The sequence below is a fragment of the Mesobacillus sp. S13 genome, from assembly GCF_020422885.1.
Taxonomy (GTDB): Bacteria; Bacillota; Bacilli; order Bacillales; family Cytobacillaceae; genus Mesobacillus; species Mesobacillus selenatarsenatis_A.
This window is the reverse complement of sequence record NZ_CP084622.1, coordinates 3,267,608-3,289,193: the sequence shown is the minus strand read 5'-3', so window position 1 is coordinate 3,289,193 and position 21,586 is coordinate 3,267,608. Positions and strand designations below refer to the sequence as shown.

Sequence of the window (21,586 nt, the reverse complement as noted above, 5' to 3'; positions counted from 1 at the left end):
CATCTTCTTGCGTGTGAATATGTAATATTATTTTCCTTTGGACACTATAAGGAAAATTCTTCCTTGGATGAGAAGAATGAAAGGGGTTATTCACGTGGCAAAAAGTGTTGTCCGAGATCACGGCCAGAAGTTGAATGTTCGTGAACTCATACAGGAAAAGAAAAGTACCAAGAGCATCACCAATACAACTGAAAAATTAATTCCTAAAATATTATTTGGTATTGCAGCAATATCCGTTTTTACGACAATTGGAATTGTACTTACATTATTGACCGAGACGATCGCTTTTTTTAAGGATGTTCCCTTTATTGATTTCTTCACAGGCACTAAATTGAAGCCACTCGGTGAGAATGCTGTATTTGGCGTATTGCCTTTGCTTACTGGTACACTCATATCCACGGTAATTGCGATGCTTGTAGCCATTCCGGTTGGATTGATGACAGCGATTTTCCTGAGTGAGTATGCTTCTGAGAAGACTCGCAGATTATTAAAACCGATCCTTGAAATTTTGGCAGGGATTCCGACAATTGTTTATGGTTTCTTTGCTTTTACTTTTGTAACACCATTACTAAGGTCATTTATTCCCGGTCTTGAACCGACAAATATATTGAGCCCAGGGATCGTAATGGGAATCATGATCATTCCGATGGTTGCCTCTTTATCAGAAGATGCAATGAGTTCTGTGCCGAATGCCATGAGAGAAGGTGCATTGGCTTTAGGTGCCACTAAGCTTGAGGTGACATGGAAGGTTGTCATACCGGCAGCTATTTCAGGTATCATTGCCTCATTTGTGCTTGGGATATCAAGGGCAATTGGCGAAACGATGATTGTTGCGATTGCTAGCGGCAGTTCAAAGAACTTCACCTTCGACGTAACACAATCGATGCAGACTATGACGGCGTATATTGTAGAAGTAACTGGCGGCGAGGCAGCTGCTGGAACAACTCTGTATTACAGTCTTTATGCTGTTGCAATGACATTATTTGTGTTCACGCTGATCATGAACCTTGTAGCTCAATATATCTCTCGCAGGTTCAGGGAGGAATATTAAAATGAAATATGTAGATTCAACTCAAGTCCAGAAAAAAATGGGTTCCAGGTTATTGGCAAATAACCTTGCAAAAGGGTTATTCTTTTTTGCCACACTTTTCGGTCTGATTGTTTTGGTTGTTTTAATCTACCGTGTTTTAAAAGATGGTTTACCATGGGTTAACGTGGATTTCCTGATGAATAGACTATCGACTGACCCAGAAAGAGCCGGTATATGGGGAGCGATCACAGGGACACTTTGGTTGATGGTGGTAGTGGCTCCGGTAACAATGCTCCTTGGAATCGGAACAGCGATATATCTTGAAGAATATGCAACAAAAGGCCGTATTTCTTCTTTTATTAAAACGAACATCTCTAATCTGGCAGGGGTTCCCTCCGTGGTATTCGGTATCCTTGGATTGACTGTATTTGCAAGAACTCTTGATTTAGGTTCTGTAGTACTGGCCGGTGGATTGACTATGGCTTTGCTTGTCCTTCCTGTCGTGGTTGTGGCAAGCCAAGAAGCGATCCGTGCCGTACCGCAATTTTTGCGAGAAGCGTCCTATGGAATGGGCGCAACTAAATGGCAGACAATCAAGAATGTTGTTTTGCCAGCTGCATTGCCTGGGATTCTTACTGGTGTCATCCTTGCACTCTCGCGTGCAATCGGGGAAACTGCACCACTTGTCGTTATAGGCATTCCTGCACTGTTAATACCTATTCCAGACGGAATCTTTGATAAATTCACGATTTTGCCAGTCCAAATTTATTATTGGACAATAGACTCAGCTCTTGTTGCTGAATATGCCAACCTGGCAGCTGCAACCATTGTCATTCTTTTGCTTGTATTATTTGTGATGAACTCAATTGCCATTTTGATCCGTAATAAGTTCCAAAAAAGATATTAGTCTGGGAGGGTTACCCTTATGTCTGTAGTGACAGAAAAGGCAAACACGTCTGTAAATACGAAATCAAATCCAACTAAAGAAGATACAAAAAAAGTTGTATATGAAACAAAGGATTTGAATCTTTGGTATGGTGAAGGCCATGCCCTGAAAAATATCAACCTTGCGATCAATGAAAATGAGGTAACAGCCATCATTGGACCGTCTGGTTGCGGTAAGTCAACGTATATTAAAACGTTGAACCGAATGGTTGAACTTGTTCCGACTGTGAAAATTTCTGGTGAGATTTTATACAGGGGGAGAAACATCCTTGAAAAATCCTATCAGGTTGAAGATTTAAGGACGAGTGTAGGAATGGTATTCCAAAAGCCAAATCCGTTCCCTAAATCCATATATGATAATATCGCATATGGCCCTAAGATTCATGGTATCCGCGATAAAAAGGTTCTGGATGAAATCGTTGAAAAAAGCTTAAGAGGGGCTGCCATCTGGGATGACGTAAAGGATCGGTTGAACCAGAATGCCTATGGCCTGTCTGGCGGACAGCAGCAGCGTATCTGTATCGCCCGTGCGCTTGCCATTGAACCGGATGTCATCCTGATGGACGAACCAACGTCAGCACTTGACCCAATTTCGACCTTGAAGGTTGAGGAACTTGTCCAGGAACTAAAAAAAGACTACAGTATCATCATTGTTACACATAACATGCAGCAGGCCGCACGAATTTCAGATAGAACCGCATTCTTCTTGAATGGTGAAGTCATCGAGTTTGCTGAGACTGATAAGATCTTCTCAAATCCATCGGATAAGAGAACAGAAGATTATATAACTGGACGTTTCGGTTGATCGAATTTATTTCATTTGGAAGGATGATGATAGATGGTAGTAAGAGGGAAATTTGATGAAGACCTGAAGACACTGCACGGAAAGTTGCTTGAACTTGGTAACTTTGCGGTCAGTGCGCTTAACCAGTCATTAGAAGCTCTCGAGAAAAAGGATATTGAACTTGCTTTGAAAATTCTTGAGGATGATGCCCAAGCGAATCTCCTTGAAGAGGAAATCAATGACTTTGCTATCCTTTTAATTGCGAAGCAGCAGCCTGTAGCTGTGGATTTAAGAAGGCTGATTGTCGCGATCAAGATTGCGACAGATATCGAAAGAATGGCAGACTTCGCCGTTAACATTGCGAAATCGACGATCAGGATTGGAAAAGAGCCGCTTGTAAAGCCAATTGAGCATATTAAGCAAATGCACCAAATCTCGCTTGAAATGCTTAAGCTGTCATTAGAGGCGTATAATGAAGAGGATCTGGGGAAAGCACGGCAGGTTGCGCAAATGGATGACCAGGTTGATGACCTTTATGGGGAGACAATCAAGGAACTATTGAAACTTGCGCAAACGAAGCCTGAACAGCTGGCACAAATCACTCAGCTTTCATTTATCAGCCGTTATCTTGAACGCTCAGCAGACCATGTAACGAATATCGCCGAAAATGTCTTTTACCTTGTAAAAGGAAAGAGATATGATCTTAATCAATAAGGATGAAGGAGCAGGGATTCCCTGCTCCTTTTTAAATACTAAAAGAAAGACCCTCCAAAAGAGGGCCTTCATCATTATCTGTTTTTTGTGATGATCTTGGCGATCTGGTGATAATCAAGGCCGCTGGTCAATTCGTATTTGCCGATTTGAACCTTAGTATGGTAACCCTGGTCAATCAGGAATCGCTCGAATTTTGTTTCGTCGTCGATGATTCCCTGGCTTGCCAGCATGGTAGCGACATCACCTGGTGACATCCCGCCGGCGATTATGAGGGTGAACTTCTTTTCTTCCTTTACTTCTTCTTTTTTCTCAGCAGGAGCTTCTTCTTTTGGCTTTTCTTCTTTTATAACTTCTGCTTTTTTCTCGTTAAGTTCGGCATATTCGCCGCTGCTCAACACTTTATAGCCTTTTTCCTCAAGAATCTTCTTGGCATCTGTAACGCCAACTTCCTTCTCTGGCTCTTTTTTGGCGATCACGCTGCTGCCCGCCCAGAGAAAAATCGCTGCAAAAATAAGTCCTAATGCGAATGCTTGAGCTGTTCTTTTATTCATACGATCTGTCCTTTATCAACAAATTCATTAATGATTTCCTGGACTTCCTGGTTTGTGAGAGATGATTGCTTTGCAATCTGGTTTATATCCATCCCTTGCTGGGCAAGTGACCAGACTTGGTTTTTAATGATTTCGTGTATTTGCTTTTTGCCAGTATGAAATGAAGATTGCTTTTCCAGAGTAGTATCACTAACAAGCAATTCTTCCTCCAATACTTTAAGCTTTTTCTTGATTTGGTATAGATCCTGGATTTGTTGGATTGTCAGCTGGTCGATTTCTTCTCGCAATTCTTTGTAAGGATCCTTTAAAAAGAATGAAATGACGAAAAGAAGCACGGCCAGGACAAAAAGGCTGGTGATTATATAGCCCATCTGTTATTCCTCCCGAGCTGTTATTAGAACACATAGAATTAGTTTACCATTCAAGTTTGAATAATTCGATTGATATTTTTTTCCTGAAAAAAAATGATAGTTTTGTCTTATTATGATTTCCAATCGTTGTAAAGGCTGTCGAATCCCCACCATATTTGTAATCCTAAAAGACTACTGAAAAATAATTGGAGAGTTCGGCACAGAGTACCCAGCAAGCTGCAAATTGTGACAATTTGCGTTCATTGTGGCGGGCAGAGGAACATGCTAACATAAATTTAAAGAATATATTTTTACTTCTATTCATATAATGGTTCATTTGGAGGTGCATCGTGACAGAGAGGCAACAGAAATTATACAAGCTTCAGGATCAGTTAGTTGCGAGAAGCCTTTCACCTGGAAAGCTGCTGATTTACTGGCAGCTGCAGGATGAAAAAGTCAAGTTCATTGGTGATTACTTTTATATACCGGAAGACAAGATTATCAGGAGCCTGCGCTTATTTGAACAGGATTCCAGAAGAGTCCTCCAGGAGGTGATTCTTCGTCCAGATGTGTCAAGCTGGATGTTCAAGGGAATCAAGCACAACGGTAATTATTATGTTGAGCTGGGAGTTAAACGCAGTCCAGAGACGTTTTTGCCATTATTACAATCCAAGTCGATTATTCTGGATGGCAGCAACCACTTAACAACAGTTCAGCCACCTGCACCAGGGTGGGTTGGAAAGGTGAGCACCTACACCTATTATGAGAATCTGGAAGGGAGCATCCACAAGTGACAGTCATCGAGAATAAAGAAAAAACTATTTTAATGCTCTCATGGGAATACCCACCTCATATAATTGGCGGGCTTGCCAGACATGTACATGCATTGTCAGATGAGCTTTCCAAAAGAAATCAGCAAATACATATCCTCACGAGTAAACCAAATGATAGCACAGACTATGAAAAACAAGGGAATGTTCACATTCACCGTGTAAATCCCATCAACGAACAGGATCCCGATTTCCTCTCCTGGATGGCCGGGTTGAATGTTGCCATCATTGAAGAAGCATTGAATATCGCAAACCATATTGAATTCAATCTTGTTCATACCCATGACTGGATGACGGGAGCTGCAGCAGCTTTTCTGAGCAAAAAATTGGAGATACCACTGATTGCAACAGTGCATGGTACGGAGTTTGGACGGAATAAAGGTGTTTTTTCGGATCTTCAGCAATTTATTGCAAACAAAGAGAATGAACTCTGTCATGATGCAGATGAAATCATCGTATGCAGTGATTTTATGGAAGCTGAGGTCATCTCTTTATTCAAAGTCCCCATAGAAAAAGTTACTGTCATTCCAAATGGGGCAGTTTCAGGCACAGTGGAGCAGCCAGCATTCGATATCGAGGAGTTATATCCATTTCTAAAAGGTAAGAAGCTGATTTTCTCCTTAGGAAGAATCGTTAAAGAAAAAGGGTTCCAAACCTTGATTGCTGCTGCAGGCCTTTTGAAGCATAAGCAAAGGGAAGTATGTTTTGTGATAGCTGGTAATGGGCCGCTATTAGACTGGTACAGGGAAAAGGTCAGGGAGCTGGGACTCGATGGATTTGTCCATTTTATTGGCTTCATAAATGAAGATATTCGGACAAGCATGATGATGAGAGCCGATCTCGCTGTTTTTGCAAGCAGTTATGAGCCATTTGGACTTGCGGCTGCTGAGGCACTTGCTGCAGGTGTCCCGACCGTCGTCGCGAAAACCGGAGGGATGCAAACATTGATCGAGGATTATCAAACCGGATTCTATATGCAGCCAGAGAATGAAAAAAGTCTTGTCCACATTATAGAATGGATTCTTGAAAATGAAGCCTCGACTAAAGTAATCGGCCGAAGAGCTAAGGAATCCATCAATGAGAAATTCAGCTGGGCACGAAATGCGAAGGATACAGATACACTATATATAAGTGCGTTATCAAAAAAATTCAAAAAGGAGGGTGTTAGATGAAGGTGAATGCTTATCTCCAAATCGACAATGAAGAAAACTACGAACGGAGCAGGAAACCACTGATCTTAAGTCCAGGAATTTGGGTGAATGGTAAAGTGTATTGGCTTGGGAATATGACAGAGAAACTTCTGCCCCAGGAAGACCTATCGATACGAATCAAACAAGCAAATGTCCACTCAAAGGTTGATTTTTTCGATCTATATGTCACCAACCATTCGAAAGTGGAGAAAGAAGCGAGACTGATTTTGATGCAGCGGCATGCAGAAAGTGCCACCGAACAATTCAGCTTTGTTTCACCAAATGAAAATGTGATTTTTCATTTTGCGGATAAGAGGGTATATCTCGTAAATGGAGTGAATGGCAGTGGAAGGATGAAGCAGTGTACAGTGCAGCCGATATGGAATGTGAGCACTGAACGGCTTTGGAATTGCCGGAAAACAGGGAAGCTTAATTATCAGCCAATGGCAAAGGGTTCAGCAGCAAGCCTGTTCTCACTTGATCTGAAAATGAACCCTCGTGAAACACAAAAAAGCAGCTGCTGGATGATTGAAGGGAATGAAAAAAATACAGTAGTTCACCTGAATACAATGCTTTTAAAAAACACACTAGCAATTCCCGACAAAAAGTGATATTATAGAAAAGTCGTATGCACGAACCTAGCTTGAATAGTTTGGAGGGAAATCACATGCGTGTAAATATTACATTAGCTTGCACAGAATGCGGAGAGCGCAACTATATTTCTAAAAAAAATAAGCGTAACAACCCAGATCGTCTTGAGCTTAAGAAATACTGCTCTAGAGATAAGCGCGCAACAGTACATCGCGAAACAAAATAAGCAGCGGGATTTTTCCCAGCTGCTTTTTTATTTGCCTAAAAATCTAAAAATCATTTCTTCGATGCTTCCAGGAATGGTATTGTTAATATATATAGTCCATACAGATGTGCAGAAATCAATACATAAGGTAGCCTATAACGTTTGGGGGAAGCATGAATGGATGCAAAAAAAGCCCTGAGACAGGGCATGAAAGAAAAACTAGCAGAGCTGGGCAAGCCTGAATATGAAGATCTGTCTTACCGGGTTGGACAACAGTTATTTCAAACCGAAGAGTGGATGGAAGCTTCAACAATCGCTATTACGGTTTCAAAGGCTCCAGAGATAGATACATTTCAGATTATCAGGAAAGGCTGGGAACAGGGGAAAAGGATGGTCGTCCCAAAATGCGAGCCAAAGACACGTCAATTAAACTTCAGGGAACTCAAGAGATTTTCTGAACTGGAATCGGTCTATTATGGTTTATTGGAGCCGATCGTTTCCGAAACGGAGTCAGTAAGCCATGATGAAATCGACTTAGTGGTTGTGCCTGGAATCGCTTTTTCGAATGAAGGATACAGGCTCGGGTTCGGAGGAGGATACTACGACCGTTTTCTGGCAAACTATCAAGGGAATACGGTTTCTCTGGCTTTCGAAAACCAAATTGTTCCAGAAGTTCCTGTTGAAAGCCATGATATCCCGGTACGAAAAATAGTCAGCAGCGAAGGAGTCATCATCATTGGGGATTGACCAGCTGTTGGTAATTGGGTTTATTGCTATATTCTCCGTGGCTTCAGGGTTTTTAAAACTATTGAAACCATCGGGAGCTTTTGCTGCTTTTTTCACCGGTTTGACCGTATGGGCAGGATTCGGTTTGAAGGGTCTTACCTTAATGGGAGTTTTTTTTCTCACCTCCAGCCTTCTGTCCAGATATAAAAGTAAAGTGAAGGAACAGCTGGGAGAAATTCATGAAAAAGGATCGGCGAGGGATTGGGCCCAGGTAGCTGCAAATGGAGGAACGGCAGCGTTTGCAGGTGTGGTTAATTTTATTTCACCTGATCCGGTTTGGCTTCTTGTACTTGCCATCTCCCTTGCCAGTGCCAATGCAGATACATGGGCATCAGAACTGGGTGTTTTGAGCAAACAGCAGCCAATATCAATTAAATCATGTAAAAGGGTGCCACGAGGAACCTCAGGTGCGGTTTCTGGTTTTGGTACGGCAGCTTCAGCAGCAGGTTCCTTGTTGATTGCTTTAACCGCTTTGTCACTTTTCGGCGGCAATCTTGTTTGGGTTTTATTCGTGTTTTTGTTCGGGTTGGCAGGTTCGTTGGCAGACACATTGCTTGGTGCCTATTTTCAGGCAGGATTCCAATGCGTTCGCTGCAATGTCCATACTGAAAAAATGTCCCATTGCTCCACGCCAACCAAGCAGGTTTCAGGTTTTAGCAATATGAACAACGACGCTGTGAATTTCATCTCATGTTTCACAGTGGCTATATTGGGAATGTCATTATATAACCTGCTTTAAACCAGCCGAATTGAAATGTAACAAAATGTTTATAATGATAACGTTTACTAAGGAAGAAAAGTTATATATTCAGATGAGAAGAAAAAGTACAATTAAATTAACAAATAATTATGCAAGGTGGGATCCTGGATGAAAAATCACGTAAATCGTGTTGTCCTTGTTGGAACAGGCTTTGTTGGTTCGAGTTATGCATTTGCGATGGTCAATCAGGGAGTAACTGAAGAATTAGTGCTTGTCGACCTTAACAAGGAAAAGTCTGAAGGAGACGCGATGGACTTAAACCATGGAATGGCATTCGCTCCTTCCCAGACGAAAATATGGTTTGGCTCCTATGCTGATTGCAAGGATGCAGACTTGGTTGTCCTTTGCGCAGGTGCCAATCAAAAACCTGGTGAAACAAGACTTGATCTTGTGGAAAAAAACTCAAAAATCTTTAAGAGCATTGTTGATGAAATCATGGCAAGCGGTTTTGATGGGATTTTCCTGGTGGCAACAAACCCTGTTGACATCCTTACATATGCTGTATGGAAATACTCCGGGCTGCCAAAGGAACGTGTCATCGGTTCGGGGACGATTCTGGATACAGCAAGATTCCGATTCTTGCTCGGAGACTATTTTAAAGTCGATACCAGGAATGTCCATGCCTATATCATTGGAGAACACGGAGATACGGAATTGCCTGTTTGGAGTCATGCTGATATAGGCGGCAAGCCAATCGCGAATATGATGAAAGATCAGGAACATTATAAGCATGATGATCTTGAGGAGATTTTCACCAATGTACGTGATGCTGCCTATCATATTATCCAGCGTAAAGGAGCTACCTATTATGGAATTGCCATGGGTCTTGTCCGCTTGACCAAGGCGATCCTCCAGGATGAAAACTCGATTTTGACCGTTTCAGCCCAACTAAACGGCGAATATGGCCATGAAGATATCTATATCGGAGTGCCAGCTATCGTTAACCGCAACGGAATCAGGGAAATTGTTGAGCTTTCCCTTGATGAAGATGAACAACAGAAGTTTAACCATTCTGTGGGAGTATTGAGAAAAGTAATGGATTCCATCATATAAGGAAAAATGGATGGAAGGGCTGCTGATCAATGCAGCCCTTTTTCTATTCATAAGTTTGTAACCGCTTTCTTCTATTATATATGCATCTTTTGCAAGTAATCTTAAAAGTTGAGTGGATAAAAAGTTGGATTAATTACCAAAATAAAAAGGGAGGGATTAATATGGCAAGGAAAATGGTCTCGATCTTTATGCTTGGACTGGCTGGCTATTTTGTTATTGAAAATAGGTACCGGCTCATGAATATGCTTCTTGGCAACAGGTTTTTACGCCGAGTGGCTGTGGGTTCAATCATGGGGATGCCAGGTATCAGAAGCAAAATGATGAATTCATTATTCTCAGGACCTTCAGAATTTCAGTAAAAGACCTTGTCAGGTCTTTTTCTGTTTTAAAGCGTTCATGATATCTTGAAGACGGAGCATTAGTTTATAATCATTTTATAGAGGAAAAACAAGATACATATTAACGGCAGGGACCGGAGCAGGAAAGTAGGGGAGAAGTTGGCTTTTATGGAAGAGTATTTGTTTTGGAAGGTCACGGAATTCCTGATTGTGAAGAAGGAGTATCGTATCCTCCAGCTATCGCAGGACCATGGGGAGTTGTGGCTGGAAAAGACAGAAAACAAGCATTCGCAGGTAGTTCGCCTGTTGCACTATAATCTTGATTGGAGCAACTGGCTCCAACGTGATATCAAAATGACTTCTGAGAATGGAGACAGAATCCGCAGGAAGCTCACTAAAGGAGACTTAAAGATTCTGAACCTTTACTTTAGCGCCTATCCACCTGTGGATGATTATGAATTCAGGATTGATGAACCAGCTCTCTCGGATAATGGCAAGGTGACGGTTGATACCATACTAGTGGAAAGATCTAATGTGTATGATGCTTTAAGTAAAATAGAAAAAAGATTCGATGATGAAATAGAGATTGAGCTGGCAGAGGAGTTTTCGGAGGATGATGTAGAGTCCATTAAGAAGAATGCCCTGTCCAGAGCGGTTAGCCGGGCAAAAGAAGAGCAATCCATCTTCAATTATGGGAAGCCTTTTTTTACCTATATATTCATTGCAATCCAAGTTTTAATGTTTCTTGTTCTTGAGGCAGCTGGAGGCAGCACGGATACATCAACCTTGATTAAATTTGGTGCCAAATTCAACCCGCTCATTCTAGAAGGAGAATGGTGGCGCTTTTTCACACCGATTATCCTCCACATTGGGCTGCTCCACTTGTTTATGAACACCCTGGCTTTATATTATTTGGGAACGATGGTTGAAAGGCTTTACGGGAACATGAGGTTTTTATTTATTTATATCCTTTCTGGTTTCAGCGGGGTGTTGGCCAGTTTCATTTTCAGTCCTAACCTCTCGGCTGGGGCGAGTGGCGCAATCTTTGGCTGCTTTGGCGCATTGCTTTATTTTGGTGTTGCGAAGCCAAGGCTGTTTTGGAGGACATTGGGGCTGAATATCCTTGTAGTGCTTGGCATCAACCTTGCCTTTGGTTTCACGATTCCTGGAATCGATAATGCAGGACATATTGGAGGACTTGTTGGCGGATTCGTCTCAGCAGGCATTTTCCACCTCCCTAAAAAGAAACGGCCATTGCTGCAAACCGCCTTTCTATTCGTTACGATTTCAGCAATAGCTTTAACATTGCAATATGGCTTTAGCGGCAAGGCCAATATAGTGGATGAAAGTTCGATCTTGGTGCTTGCCCAACAGCATATTAAAGCAGAAGAGTATGAACAGGCTAATGATCTGCTGTCAGACTATCGCAAGTCGGAGACACTTTCGGCCGAATCATTATTTATGCTTTCTTATACTGAAATCAAGCTTGGCAGACTTGAGGACGCAAAAAGGAATCTACTTCAGGTAGTTGAATTGGCACCGGATTTTCACGAAGCTTATTATAATCTCGCGTTAATATATTTAGATGAAAAAAGCCTGGAGGAAGCCCAAACCTTTGCAGAAAAGGCAGTAGAGCTAAACCCAGGGCAGGAAAGCTACCGCAAAACACTTGAGCAGATCAATCACTACCTTGAAGAAGCTGCTTGAGCACGGTGCTCTCCCCATCACCAGTTTGTGTCACAACTAGCAGATGGCTTTTATCTTTTGATACCAGAATCAAAGGCATGGTACTGTCAATCGGGTCTACGACAGTGCCATCGCCTTTTTTTATGCCCAGATAATAATTCTTATATAGCCCCTCCCATAGCTTTCCAATAATATTGGCTGTTTCCTTTTGTGTAAATCCATTCAGAGGCTGGTCCTCATACTGTCTGATTGTATCGAGGGGGACCACAATATAATTCTCGACCCTAAACCCAAACGTTTTTTCAGCCTTTTTCAGACTTTTACTTAGTCTGTTGCTTACACTCTGATCCAGTACCTTTTTCCATTCTTTCTCCTGTTTGCTTTTGGCGACCGAAAAGGACTGGAGTGGGCTGAAAGGAGAATCAATCACATAAAGCATGTCATCAGACATTCCTTGCGCGCTTGTGATTTTGTCCCCGTCCCCATGAAGTTCTGAATAATGAAAAGTGATGGCGTCATATTTTGCACTTTCCCCGCTTGATATGAAATCTTGCTGCTCTACACCTGCAGTCTCTTGCTCCCACTTGGCAAACTTCCCTTTCAAAAGGCCGTTAACAAACAAGAGACCCATATCCTGTCTCAAGTATGCTTTCTGGTCCAATGTTGACTGTACCTTCCAATCAACAATATGTTTATTATTCTTTTTATCTTTTTGCAAATGTAACGATGTGATTGCACTTTTGTACTTTACTGCTTCATTCAAAGGAAAAAAAGTGATCGTCTCCTCCGTACTGTTTATATTCTGAAGCTGGATCATCAAAGCTGAGACGGCTATAGCCAGTGCACTAATACCCAAAAATAAATACTTTTTCATCAGCTCACCCTTTTCAAATTATCAGGAGTCGGTATAACCACTATATGATACTTGTCCTTAACACATGCAATGAAGTATGATTTTCTCTTTATTTGTCTAAGATGGTGAAAGAAGTGGACAGGAAAATATTGGCCTGAATAAATGGTAAAGGTGATCCCTGCATTGAAGGATACTCATTTCATTACAATCCTGTTCCAAGTGAACGAAAAATAAATGGGAAAAGTTTGTAATAGAGCCTTAATGAAAGGTGTTTGAATAGAGATGGCAGAAAAACCAAAGCATCCCGTACACGAAAGCTTAAAAAAGAATATTGAATTTTTAAAAGAAGAACTTGGAATCGACAAGAGTTTTGATGTCATCCAGCTGGATGTAGAGTACGCAGGGAGAGACATGGCATTGTTTCTGGTGGATGGCTTCGTAAAAGATGATATCCTGCTGTATATCATGCAATTGCTGGCGAAGCTCGAGCCAGGAGCGTTGGACGTTGAAACCCTCAAAAAGCTGGTCAAGACGTACATACCTTATGTAGAGGTAGAAACGACTGATGATCTTGATAAGGTTGCGGATATGGTACTCGCTGGTCCAACTGCTCTGGCTGTGGATGGCGTGGCAGAAATCATTCTGATCGATGCAAGAACCTATCCTGTCCGAGGACCGCAGGAACCAGATACAGAAAGGGTAGTTAGAGGTTCCAGAGATGGTTTCGTGGAGACACTGGTATTCAATACCGCCCTTACAAGAAGGCGAATCCGTGACCGCACCTTGAGAATGGAGTATATGCAGGTCGGCAGGAGGTCTCAAACCGATATCGTCGTCTGTTACATAGAAGATATTGCCGATCCGGATATGGTGAAGAAAATAAAGGACTCTATCAGTAAAATAGATACGGATGGATTGCCGATGGGGGAGAAGACCCTTGAGGAATTCATCTCTGGCCATCACTGGAATCCATTTCCCACAGTAAGGTACACAGAGCGGCCAGATACCGCGGCAACACATCTGTATGAAGGGCATGTCTGCATCATTGTGGATGGATCACCAAGTGTCCTGATTACGCCAACGACCTTTTGGCACCATTTGCAGCATGCTGAGGAGTACCGTAACAAGCCGGTAGTCGGAGCTTACCTGCGAATGGTAAGGTTCCTGGCTGTGTGGGCATCACTGTTTTTGCTTCCGTTATGGTATTTATTTGCAGTCAAACCGGAATTGCTGCCAGAGAAGATGGCCTTTATTGGGCCGAATGATCCGGGGCAGATTCCTTTGTTTTTACAGTTTTTCCTGATTGAAATAGGAATCGATGTGCTCAGGATGGCCGCCATACATACACCGACCTCACTGGCAACAGCGCTAGGACTTGTCGCGGCCCTGATGATTGGACAAGTGGCGGTCGAAGTCGGGCTTCTTACAAATGAGGTCATCCTTTATCTTGCCATTGCCGCAATCGGGACCTTCGCAACGCCAAGCTATGAAATGAGCCTGGCAAACAGGCTAGTGCGGATATTCTTGTTAGTGCTGACTGCGGCATTCCAGCTTTATGGATTCCTGATCGGTGTCTTGCTGTTCTTCATCTTGCTCGCAAGAATGAAATCCTTCGGTGTACCATACCTGTGGCCGTTCATTCCATTTAACCCAAGGGCTTTCCGAGACGTGCTCCTACGGTCACCGATTCCATTAAAGAACAGGCGGCCAAGAATACTCAAACCACAGGATCCAGATCGTTAGAAAAAAGCAGCGCTTAATCTGAACACCTGACAGCATTGTCAGGTGTTTTTTAAATGCACAAAAGAGCTGTAATAGGCGAGAAATGTGCCCTTATGAAGGGGAGTTCCATCCCCTAAGGGTACGATTAGGTGAGAAATGTACCTTTATGAAAAAAATGCATCCCATGAATGGATATTCGGTATGAATTATATTCGAAAATCTTAACAAATGTGTAATGCGCTTTCTTATTTGTCATAAAATCTTCTCCTGCATACTTGAGGAGGCATAGAGTATCCTTTATACTAAAGTAATGAAAGCATGTTCTTATTTTCACAAACATTGAGGGGATTACGTTGAAAACGATTTATGACATCCAGCAGTTCCTGAAAAAATTCGGGACAATTATTTACATAGGTGACAGGGTGGCAGACTTAGAACTCATGACCGCCGAACTGAAAGAACTTTATAATTCCCAATTGATTGAGACAAAAGATTACCAGTCTGCGATTTTACTTTTAAGACAAGAAATCCGTCTGGAAACAGAAAAAAAACGCAAATGAGAAAAGGTGACAGAAAATGGCTGAAAAATGGCTTGTAGGGGTAGATCTAGGTGGAACAACAACCAAGCTTGCTTTCATAAGCATGTATGGGGAAATTCTTCATAAGTGGGAGATTCCAACAGATGTTTCAAACGAAGGAAAAAATATAACAGTCAATATCGCGAAGGCTATCGACGCAAAACTTGAGGAGTTAGGCCATTCAAAAAGTGAAATCATCGGGATTGGCATGGGAGCTCCTGGCCCAGTTGATCTTGCGACCGGTGTGATTTTTGAAGCAGTGAACCTTGGATGGAGAGAGCCTTATCCTTTAAAAGACCTGCTTGAAGTCGAAACCTCGCTTCCGGCTGTAATCGATAATGATGCGAACTGTGCCGCACTAGGTGAAATGTGGAAGGGTGCAGGAAATGGTGCCAAAGATCTTGTGTGTGTCACCCTAGGAACAGGCGTAGGCGGCGGTGTCATCACTAATGGTGATATCGTTCACGGAGTGAGTGGCGCTGCAGGTGAAATCGGCCATATCACTTCAATGGCTGAAGGTGGAGCGCCGTGTAACTGCGGCAAAACTGGCTGCCTGGAAACCATTGCATCTGCCACTGGAATTGTCAGGATAGCTATGGAAGCCTTGAACAAAGAAGCTTCAACTGGAGAACTGGCAACAGTGTATAAGGAAACAGGCTTTGTAACGGCGAAAGATGTTTTTGATTCTGCAAAAAGGAACGATCAATTGGCGCTGAAAGTCATTGATTCAGTGGCTTTGCATTTAGGAATTGCACTTGCCAATATCGCCAATACACTTAATCCGGAAAAAATCGTCCTTGGCGGAGGAGTTTCCAAAGCAGGGAATGTCCTTCTCAATCCGATAAAAGAAGAGTTTTTGCGCAACTCTTTTCCTCGAGTTGCTCAATCAACCGAAATAAGTATCGCTACATTGGGGAATGATGCAGGCGTTATTGGGGCTGCATGGCTGGTCAAGAACAAAATTAGACAAGAATAACGATTTACAGGGAGTTTTCAGTGAGAAAACTCCCTGTTTTTTTATGAGACAAAAGTTTCAATTTTCGGAATTTGGACATTCCTGAAACTTTTTAAGGTTTAATTCGTCTAAAGTAGTGGAAAATCACAATAATTGGTCTATACTTTTTTACTTTAATTTTGTTTGCTTTTTAGAAAAAAAAGTATTAAGATTATCTTTGATTCTTGAGCAAGTGGAAAAAATAACCTAAAAATTCCCACATCTGTTATATTTGACAGGGAGGTAACAAGCAAAATGAAGAAGAATACATGGACTAAAGCATCCATTGTTGCTATTGCGACAATTCTGCTTTGGCTAAAGACGTATATTGCCTATAAAACTAGCTTTGATATAAAGATTGAAAACTGGAGACAGGAAATCATTCTGCTCATGAACCCCTTAAGTTTCCTGATGATCATCCTGGGAATCAGCATGTTCATGAAGGAGAAGGCTCAGAAGCGCTACATTTTAATAACAAGTTTCATAGTTTCAGCTATCCTGTTCGCTAATGTAGTATTCTACCGTTTCTTCAATGACTTCCTGACGATCCCTGTGCTTTTCCAGACGAGTAATATGAGTGATCTGGGCAGCAGTGTCACCGAACTCATCAACATCAGCGATTTGTTTTATTTTGCAGACTTGCTCGTGTTGGCTGTTCTTTTAAAATTCAAACCCAATCTAATCGTATTTCGTGAATATACAAAAGTGGACCGCAGATCTTTCTTCCTTATCGCAATTGCGATTGCATTCTTTAACCTGGGAATGGCTGAAACTGAGCGACCTCAGCTATTGACAAGAACATTCGATAGAGAAATGCTTGTTAAAAATATCGGAACTTACAATTACCACCTATATGATGCTTACTTACAATCTAAGTCATCCGCACAGAGAGCAATGGCTGATGGCAGCGAGCTTGCAGACATTGACAACTATGTGCGTGCAAACTATCTACCGCCTAACGATGAGATGTTTGGCATAGCAAAAGGCAAAAATGTCATTCTAATATCAATGGAATCCACCCAGAACTTTGTCATAAACCAAACGGTGAATGGACAGGAAATTACCCCATTCCTGAACGATTTCATCAAAGATAGTTATTACTTCAATAATTTCTATCATCAGACTGGCCAGGGTAAAACTTCAGACTCTGAATTCCTGGTTGAGAATTCACTGTATCCATTAAGCCGAGGTGCTGTTTTCTTTACCCACTCTGGCAATGAATATACTGCAACACCAGAAATCTTGAACGAAAATGGCTATTTCACGGCTTCTTTGCATGCGAATAATAAGAGCTTCTGGAACCGTGATATCATGTATCAATCACTGGGCTACGAGCGCTTTTACTCCTTGCCGGATTATGAAGTGAAAGAAGAAAATTCAGTAGGCTGGGGCATGAAAGACATTGAGTTCTTCCAGCAATCTGTTGACCATTTGAAGGCTATGCCAAAGCCGTTCTATTCAAAGTTCATTACATTGACGAACCATTTCCCATTCGAACTGAATGAGGAAGACCGTTTTATCGACCCTTATACGTCAAATGATAAGACAGTCAATAATTATTTCCCAACTGTACGTTACCAGGATGAGGCTCTTAAGCTATTCATCCAAAAATTGAAAGATGAAGGGCTTTACGAAGACTCAATCATTATTTTATACGGTGACCATTATGGGATTTCAGAGAACCATAATAAAGCGATGAGTGAATACCTTGGCAAGGATATCACACCTTTTGAAAGCACTCAGCTTCAACAAGTGCCGTTGATTGTCCATATTCCTGGGCAAGAAGGCAAGATCATGCCTACGGTTGGCGGACAGATTGACCTGAAGCCGACGATCCTTCATCTGTTAGGAATCGATACAAAAAATAACATCGATTTTGGTTCAGACCTATTCTCGAAGGACCGAAATGATTTCGCTGTCCTTCGTGATGGCAGCTTCATAACGAAGGATTATGTATTCACAAGAGAAACTTGCTATGATAAAGCAACTGGTGAACCGACTGATAAAGCAGCTTGTGAGCGTTACTTCGATCAAGCAAAGAACGAGCTTGAGTTCTCCGATAAAATCATTTACGGTGACTTACTGAGATTTTATGAAGATGCAGACAATGAAAAAAGTTCTTCGAAATCTAATGAGTGATTAATAGAAAAGCCTGTGCCTGAATGTAATTTGGGTGCAGGTTTTTTATTATAAAAAAGCTGCCTTTATAGTGGCAATTTAGCTGAATCAATGAGATATTACATAGTGCAGAATAACAGTTTTTTAATAATGGGAGAATTTATAAAAAAACTGGTTTCCAAGCAGTGTAAAATGATTTACTAATTTTTCAAAATTGATTGAAACATTTCGGCGTTTCTAACGTACAGATATATACATTGTTAAAAAAGGGGGGGGCTGAGGTGAAGAACATCAAGGAAAGTACATATCGTTTACCTTTTGTTATATGGGGGATCCTGATCATCATCACTTCTGCAACGGCCCTTTCTGGCTGCACTCAGAAACTTGAAGGTTCATTACATAAAAGAGCGGACCATAGTTTGGATAGGATAAGAGAACTGCCGTCTCCTTCGTTTTTAGGAGAAGGAATCATTCCTATTAAGATTGGTGAGGATGAGGAATTCTATAAATCAGCAGGGTGGCTGAGTGGTTCAGAAATCCTCTATGTTTCAAATAAAGGAGAACAAACTTCTTTACTGTATTCCTACAACCTCGGGACAGGAAAGGGAGCATTGCTTTATAGAAGTGATGAGCCAATCATCACAGCGGTACCAAGTCCAGATAGGAAAAAGGTTCTCATCCATAGCTCTGCATCAGAAGAAGGCCTTTTGACGATCATCGATTTGTCAGGTGAAGAATTGTACTCTACAAGCATTCAATCATATGAAATAACATTTGAATGGAATCCGTTCGATGAAAATTTGATTATGATATCTGCTTTTACAGAAGAATGGGACTTCAACAGTTATTTGCTGGATTTGAGGAACAATAAGCTAGATGAGATTAATCTTCCAGAACCTTTTGTCAGGTGGATTTCCGAGGATGAACTTGTTTATCAGGAATGGGACGAAGAAGGGATGGAGCTAACAGCACCACTAAATTCCTTATCACTTAATGAAAGCAAGACGGAAACTTTGTTTGAGGATATTTATCAGTTCGATTCTTTAGGGCCGTATTTAATGACTGTCAAAGTGGATGATGAAGAAAATCCAGGTTTGGGATTGTATTCATTTTTCAGGAGTGGGGACAGACAGGTGGCCAGTTTCACAGCACCTTTGCTAACCTCTTTTTCTGGATGGGTCGTTCCATTTTATGATTTAATGGGAAATGGAAATGGTTTTATCTATCTGAAGGCAAACAGTATGGGAGATGCCGATCTATATGAGGGCGGATATAACTTGATGCGTTATCACTTAGAATCCCAAAAAGAAGAAGTGGTGCTTAGCGAGCTGGCTAACGAACCACTCTCCTGTTCACCTTCGGGAAAGATATGCCTGTATGGGTTCCAGCTCGAAAAAGTCTTGAATATTGAGACAAACGAGATGTTTGACCTCGTTTATTAATTGAATTTGCAAGGAGAGATTATGATGGCAATCGTCGATGTAACAGTTATACCAATCGGAACGGAAACACCGAGTGTGAGTTCTTATGTAGCAGATATCCAAAAGATACTTAAGCAATATGAGGAAAAAGGGGAAATTCAATATCAGCTTACGCCGATGAATACTTTGATTGAAGGTGAGCTGCCGGTGTTGTTTGAGGTGATCCAGGCGATTCATGAAGCACCCTTCAATGCAGGAATCCAGCGTGTGGCCACAAATATCAGGATAGATGACAGGCGTGATGTGAAAAGAAGGATGCAGGATAAGGTGGAAAGAGTAAACGAATTGTTGAAAAAGCAGTAAATGAAAAATTGGAATAAGCAGTAAATGAAAAGACCACCTGCTATAGGTGGTCTTTTCATGTGTCATAAAATTAGTGCGCTACTGGGAAGCCGTTGTGAAGGACCGTCATGACTGTGAACCAGCCAATAACCAAGAAAGTTCCTCCACCAAAGACGATTCCAAGAATGTTTTTGTTTTTAAGCGCTGAGAAAGTTGCATAACCGGCAAGCAGTGTGACTAAAGCCAAGATAATTGCCAATCCCATGATAAAAGCCCCCTTCATAATTAGGCAGACATAAGCCTGTTTGTTGAACAAGTTGATTGAAATTAGGCGGCAGCCTGTTATGTAATGACAAGCATACACTCGTTTTATATTTTATATTTTTTTACACCATTTGTCGAGGTCTAAAAACTCAACTTTCACCTCATATGCCTTTACTATACCCAATATCAGGTCAGTATAATGGTTGATGGTAAAATAAATACCTTCCGAAGAAGTATACACGAGATGTTCCTCCAACTGAATAAGAGCCATCTTAATCTGGATAGTACTTCCATCTGTAATCCTGAAGGCTGAAAGATCGTTAGTATATAAATAAGTATCAGTACCAGTGTGAAATCCGTAATCATAAAAATCCGCTCCGGCAGATCCTTCCACTTTTATCAGTTGATGTGTATCTTCATGAAGATCAGCTTCTGTCATCAATGCTAAGGCTGCTTCCGCCATTTGTTGCTGTACATAAATATAGATATTTCCATGAACAAGTTGCGGAGGGGCTTCTGACAGAAGTAACTGTTCAAATTCAGGCAGTTCCTTGATTATAGGGTCGGCCTCAATAGCAAAGAAAATTTGCATTTTATCGTCTCCTTAGTGTTTTATTGGAGAACACCTAACCATTATGAATGTGCGAATTTAGTTTCAACCCCGTTTGTTCAGAAGATGGCTACAAGCTTTTTCAATCGCAACCCCTGAAAACTTGCCTGACAATAGTGTAAAATAAATATATTAATAATACCACTAGAAGCTGGAGGCTATTTTAATGAAATGGAAACAGATTCCCTTAGGTCCTTTACAAACAAATTGCTATATTGTTTACGATGAAAACCACTCATGTCTGATTGTGGATCCAGGAGATAATCCGAAAAAGCTGGCAACAGTGATTGAACAGCTGGAATTAAAGCCGGAAGCAATTGTTCTGACACACGCTCATTTCGATCATATTGGTGCGGTGGATCGTATAAGGGATAAGTATGGTATCAAAGTCTATATCCATGAAAACGAGAAAGACTGGTTACCAGATCCTGCCCTGAATGGTTCCAGGCATTTCATGTTGAACGAGCCGATAAAAGCCCGACCTGCTGACTACTTGATTAAAGATGAGGGTACCATGTCAATTGGCAGTTTTAAGTTCGAAGTGTATGAAACGCCAGGGCATTCTCCAGGAAGTATCTCAATGTATTTTCCAGAAGGAGAATTTGTACTGGCAGGTGATGCCCTTTTTAATGGAAGCATCGGAAGGACAGATTTGCCGGGTGGAAACCATAATCAATTAATCAGAAGCATTCATGATAAGCTCCTGGTACTTCCAGAACAAACAGAGGTGCTATCTGGACACGGCCCGGCGACTACGATTGGTTTTGAAATGGATTCCAATCCGTTTTTAAACGGATTTTAAAGATCGCAGCATGAAAAAGAATACTAGAAAAGCCCTTCTCAAAGAGAAGGGCTTTCCTGGGGGATGTTC

At 41.5% G+C, this 21,586-nt stretch carries 25 protein-coding genes; 20 read left to right on the top strand and 5 right to left on the bottom strand.

Annotated features, from left to right (window positions below; translation table 11 throughout):
• Nucleotides 1-76 precede the first annotated feature (76 nt).
• Genes pstC through phoU form a run of 4 tightly spaced genes read left to right on the top strand, consistent with a single transcriptional unit; the run spans nt 77 to nt 3,473 of the window.
• Complete coding sequence (gene pstC / locus LGO15_RS16900; protein ID WP_413231352.1) at nt 77-1,051, top strand: phosphate ABC transporter permease subunit PstC; 975 nt, start codon at nt 77-79, stop codon at nt 1,049-1,051.
• A gap of 1 nt (nt 1,052) precedes the next feature.
• Nucleotides 1,053-1,937 (top strand): phosphate ABC transporter permease PstA, encoded by an 885-nt coding sequence (pstA, locus tag LGO15_RS16895; protein ID WP_167831567.1) that lies wholly within the window; start codon nt 1,053-1,055, stop codon nt 1,935-1,937.
• An 18-nt stretch (nt 1,938-1,955) separates the two neighbouring features.
• On the top strand, nt 1,956-2,780 hold the full coding sequence (pstB, locus tag LGO15_RS16890) for a phosphate ABC transporter ATP-binding protein PstB (RefSeq protein ID WP_167831566.1): 825 nt from the start codon (nt 1,956-1,958) through the stop codon (nt 2,778-2,780).
• Nucleotides 2,781-2,813: 33 nt separating this feature from the next.
• On the top strand, nt 2,814-3,473 hold the full coding sequence (phoU, locus tag LGO15_RS16885) for a phosphate signaling complex protein PhoU (RefSeq protein ID WP_167831565.1): 660 nt from the start codon (nt 2,814-2,816) through the stop codon (nt 3,471-3,473).
• A 74-nt stretch (nt 3,474-3,547) separates the two neighbouring features.
• On the opposite strand, the gene LGO15_RS16880 is transcribed toward phoU, so the two are convergent.
• Complete coding sequence (locus tag LGO15_RS16880; RefSeq protein WP_167831564.1) at nt 3,548-4,024, bottom strand: endolytic transglycosylase MltG; 477 nt, start codon at nt 4,022-4,024, stop codon at nt 3,548-3,550.
• A complete protein-coding gene (locus LGO15_RS16875; RefSeq protein WP_167831563.1) occupies nt 4,021-4,395 on the bottom strand; it encodes a hypothetical protein in 375 nt (124 codons plus the stop codon). Before LGO15_RS16875 ends, LGO15_RS16880 begins: the two co-directional genes overlap by 4 nt.
• Nucleotides 4,396-4,724: 329 nt before the next feature.
• Here LGO15_RS16875 and LGO15_RS16870 point away from each other — a divergent pair, with 329 nt between their 5' ends.
• The 9 genes from LGO15_RS16870 (at nt 4,725) to LGO15_RS16830 (ending at nt 11,834) form a co-directional block, all read left to right on the top strand.
• Nucleotides 4,725-5,168: a DUF4912 domain-containing protein gene (locus LGO15_RS16870; RefSeq protein WP_226085349.1), complete on the top strand. Its 444-nt coding sequence runs from the start codon at nt 4,725-4,727 to the stop codon at nt 5,166-5,168.
• Nucleotides 5,165-6,376, top strand: coding sequence for a glycosyltransferase family 4 protein (locus LGO15_RS16865; protein WP_226085348.1), 1,212 nt, complete (start codon nt 5,165-5,167; stop codon nt 6,374-6,376). The genes LGO15_RS16870 and LGO15_RS16865 overlap by 4 nt, the downstream gene beginning before the upstream one ends.
• On the top strand, nt 6,373-7,005 hold the full coding sequence (locus tag LGO15_RS16860; protein ID WP_167831560.1) for a hypothetical protein: 633 nt from the start codon (nt 6,373-6,375) through the stop codon (nt 7,003-7,005). The genes LGO15_RS16865 and LGO15_RS16860 overlap by 4 nt, the downstream gene beginning before the upstream one ends.
• 56 nt (nt 7,006-7,061) lie before the next feature.
• Nucleotides 7,062-7,211: a 50S ribosomal protein L33 gene (gene rpmG, locus LGO15_RS16855; RefSeq protein WP_084221782.1), complete on the top strand. Its 150-nt coding sequence runs from the start codon at nt 7,062-7,064 to the stop codon at nt 7,209-7,211.
• A gap of 156 nt (nt 7,212-7,367) precedes the next feature.
• On the top strand, nt 7,368-7,937 hold the full coding sequence (locus LGO15_RS16850; RefSeq protein ID WP_167831559.1) for a 5-formyltetrahydrofolate cyclo-ligase: 570 nt from the start codon (nt 7,368-7,370) through the stop codon (nt 7,935-7,937).
• Nucleotides 7,927-8,715 (top strand): DUF92 domain-containing protein, encoded by a 789-nt coding sequence (locus LGO15_RS16845; protein WP_226085347.1) that lies wholly within the window; start codon nt 7,927-7,929, stop codon nt 8,713-8,715. Before LGO15_RS16850 ends, LGO15_RS16845 begins: the two co-directional genes overlap by 11 nt.
• A gap of 129 nt (nt 8,716-8,844) precedes the next feature.
• Complete coding sequence (locus tag LGO15_RS16840) at nt 8,845-9,789, top strand: L-lactate dehydrogenase (RefSeq protein ID WP_226085346.1); 945 nt, start codon at nt 8,845-8,847, stop codon at nt 9,787-9,789.
• A gap of 161 nt (nt 9,790-9,950) precedes the next feature.
• Nucleotides 9,951-10,148 (top strand): hypothetical protein, encoded by a 198-nt coding sequence (locus tag LGO15_RS16835; RefSeq protein WP_167831556.1) that lies wholly within the window; start codon nt 9,951-9,953, stop codon nt 10,146-10,148.
• Nucleotides 10,149-10,295: 147 nt separating this feature from the next.
• Nucleotides 10,296-11,834, top strand: coding sequence for a rhomboid family protein (locus LGO15_RS16830; RefSeq protein ID WP_226085345.1), 1,539 nt, complete (start codon nt 10,296-10,298; stop codon nt 11,832-11,834).
• On the opposite strand, the gene LGO15_RS16825 is transcribed toward LGO15_RS16830, so the two are convergent.
• Nucleotides 11,806-12,687, bottom strand: a complete 882-nt coding sequence (locus LGO15_RS16825; protein ID WP_226085344.1) for a hypothetical protein — start codon at nt 12,685-12,687, stop codon at nt 11,806-11,808. The genes LGO15_RS16830 and LGO15_RS16825 overlap by 29 nt on opposite strands.
• A 261-nt stretch (nt 12,688-12,948) precedes the next feature.
• On the opposite strand from LGO15_RS16825, the gene LGO15_RS16820 reads away from it, so the two are divergent.
• From LGO15_RS16820 to LGO15_RS16795, 6 genes are all read left to right on the top strand, one after another.
• A complete protein-coding gene (locus LGO15_RS16820; protein WP_226085343.1) occupies nt 12,949-14,409 on the top strand; it encodes a spore germination protein in 1,461 nt (486 codons plus the stop codon).
• A 332-nt stretch (nt 14,410-14,741) separates the two neighbouring features.
• Nucleotides 14,742-14,948 (top strand): YqgQ family protein, encoded by a 207-nt coding sequence (locus LGO15_RS16815; protein WP_226085342.1) that lies wholly within the window; start codon nt 14,742-14,744, stop codon nt 14,946-14,948.
• Between the two features lie 16 nt (nt 14,949-14,964).
• Entirely contained in the window at nt 14,965-15,942 is a 978-nt protein-coding gene (locus LGO15_RS16810) for an ROK family glucokinase (RefSeq protein ID WP_226085341.1), read from the top strand.
• 273 nt (nt 15,943-16,215) lie between these two features.
• Nucleotides 16,216-18,099, top strand: coding sequence for an LTA synthase family protein (locus tag LGO15_RS16805; protein WP_167831550.1), 1,884 nt, complete (start codon nt 16,216-16,218; stop codon nt 18,097-18,099).
• Nucleotides 18,100-18,359: 260 nt separating this feature from the next.
• Nucleotides 18,360-19,520, top strand: coding sequence for a YqgU-like beta propeller domain-containing protein (locus tag LGO15_RS16800; protein ID WP_226085340.1), 1,161 nt, complete (start codon nt 18,360-18,362; stop codon nt 19,518-19,520).
• A gap of 24 nt (nt 19,521-19,544) precedes the next feature.
• Nucleotides 19,545-19,862 (top strand): MTH1187 family thiamine-binding protein, encoded by a 318-nt coding sequence (locus LGO15_RS16795; RefSeq protein ID WP_167831694.1) that lies wholly within the window; start codon nt 19,545-19,547, stop codon nt 19,860-19,862.
• Between the two features lie 70 nt (nt 19,863-19,932).
• Here the strand turns inward: LGO15_RS16795 and LGO15_RS16790 are convergent, their stop codons facing one another.
• Together LGO15_RS16790 and LGO15_RS16785 are read right to left on the bottom strand one after the other, a co-directional pair.
• A complete protein-coding gene (locus LGO15_RS16790; RefSeq protein ID WP_167831548.1) occupies nt 19,933-20,106 on the bottom strand; it encodes a DUF2759 domain-containing protein in 174 nt (57 codons plus the stop codon).
• 111 nt (nt 20,107-20,217) lie between these two features.
• A complete protein-coding gene (locus LGO15_RS16785; RefSeq protein WP_167831547.1) occupies nt 20,218-20,697 on the bottom strand; it encodes a hypothetical protein in 480 nt (159 codons plus the stop codon).
• 184 nt (nt 20,698-20,881) lie between these two features.
• On the opposite strand from LGO15_RS16785, the gene LGO15_RS16780 reads away from it, so the two are divergent.
• The gene (locus tag LGO15_RS16780; RefSeq protein WP_226085339.1) at nt 20,882-21,517 is read left to right on the top strand and encodes an MBL fold metallo-hydrolase; all 636 of its coding nucleotides are present in this window, start codon (nt 20,882-20,884) and stop codon (nt 21,515-21,517) included.
• Nucleotides 21,518-21,586 lie beyond the last annotated feature (69 nt).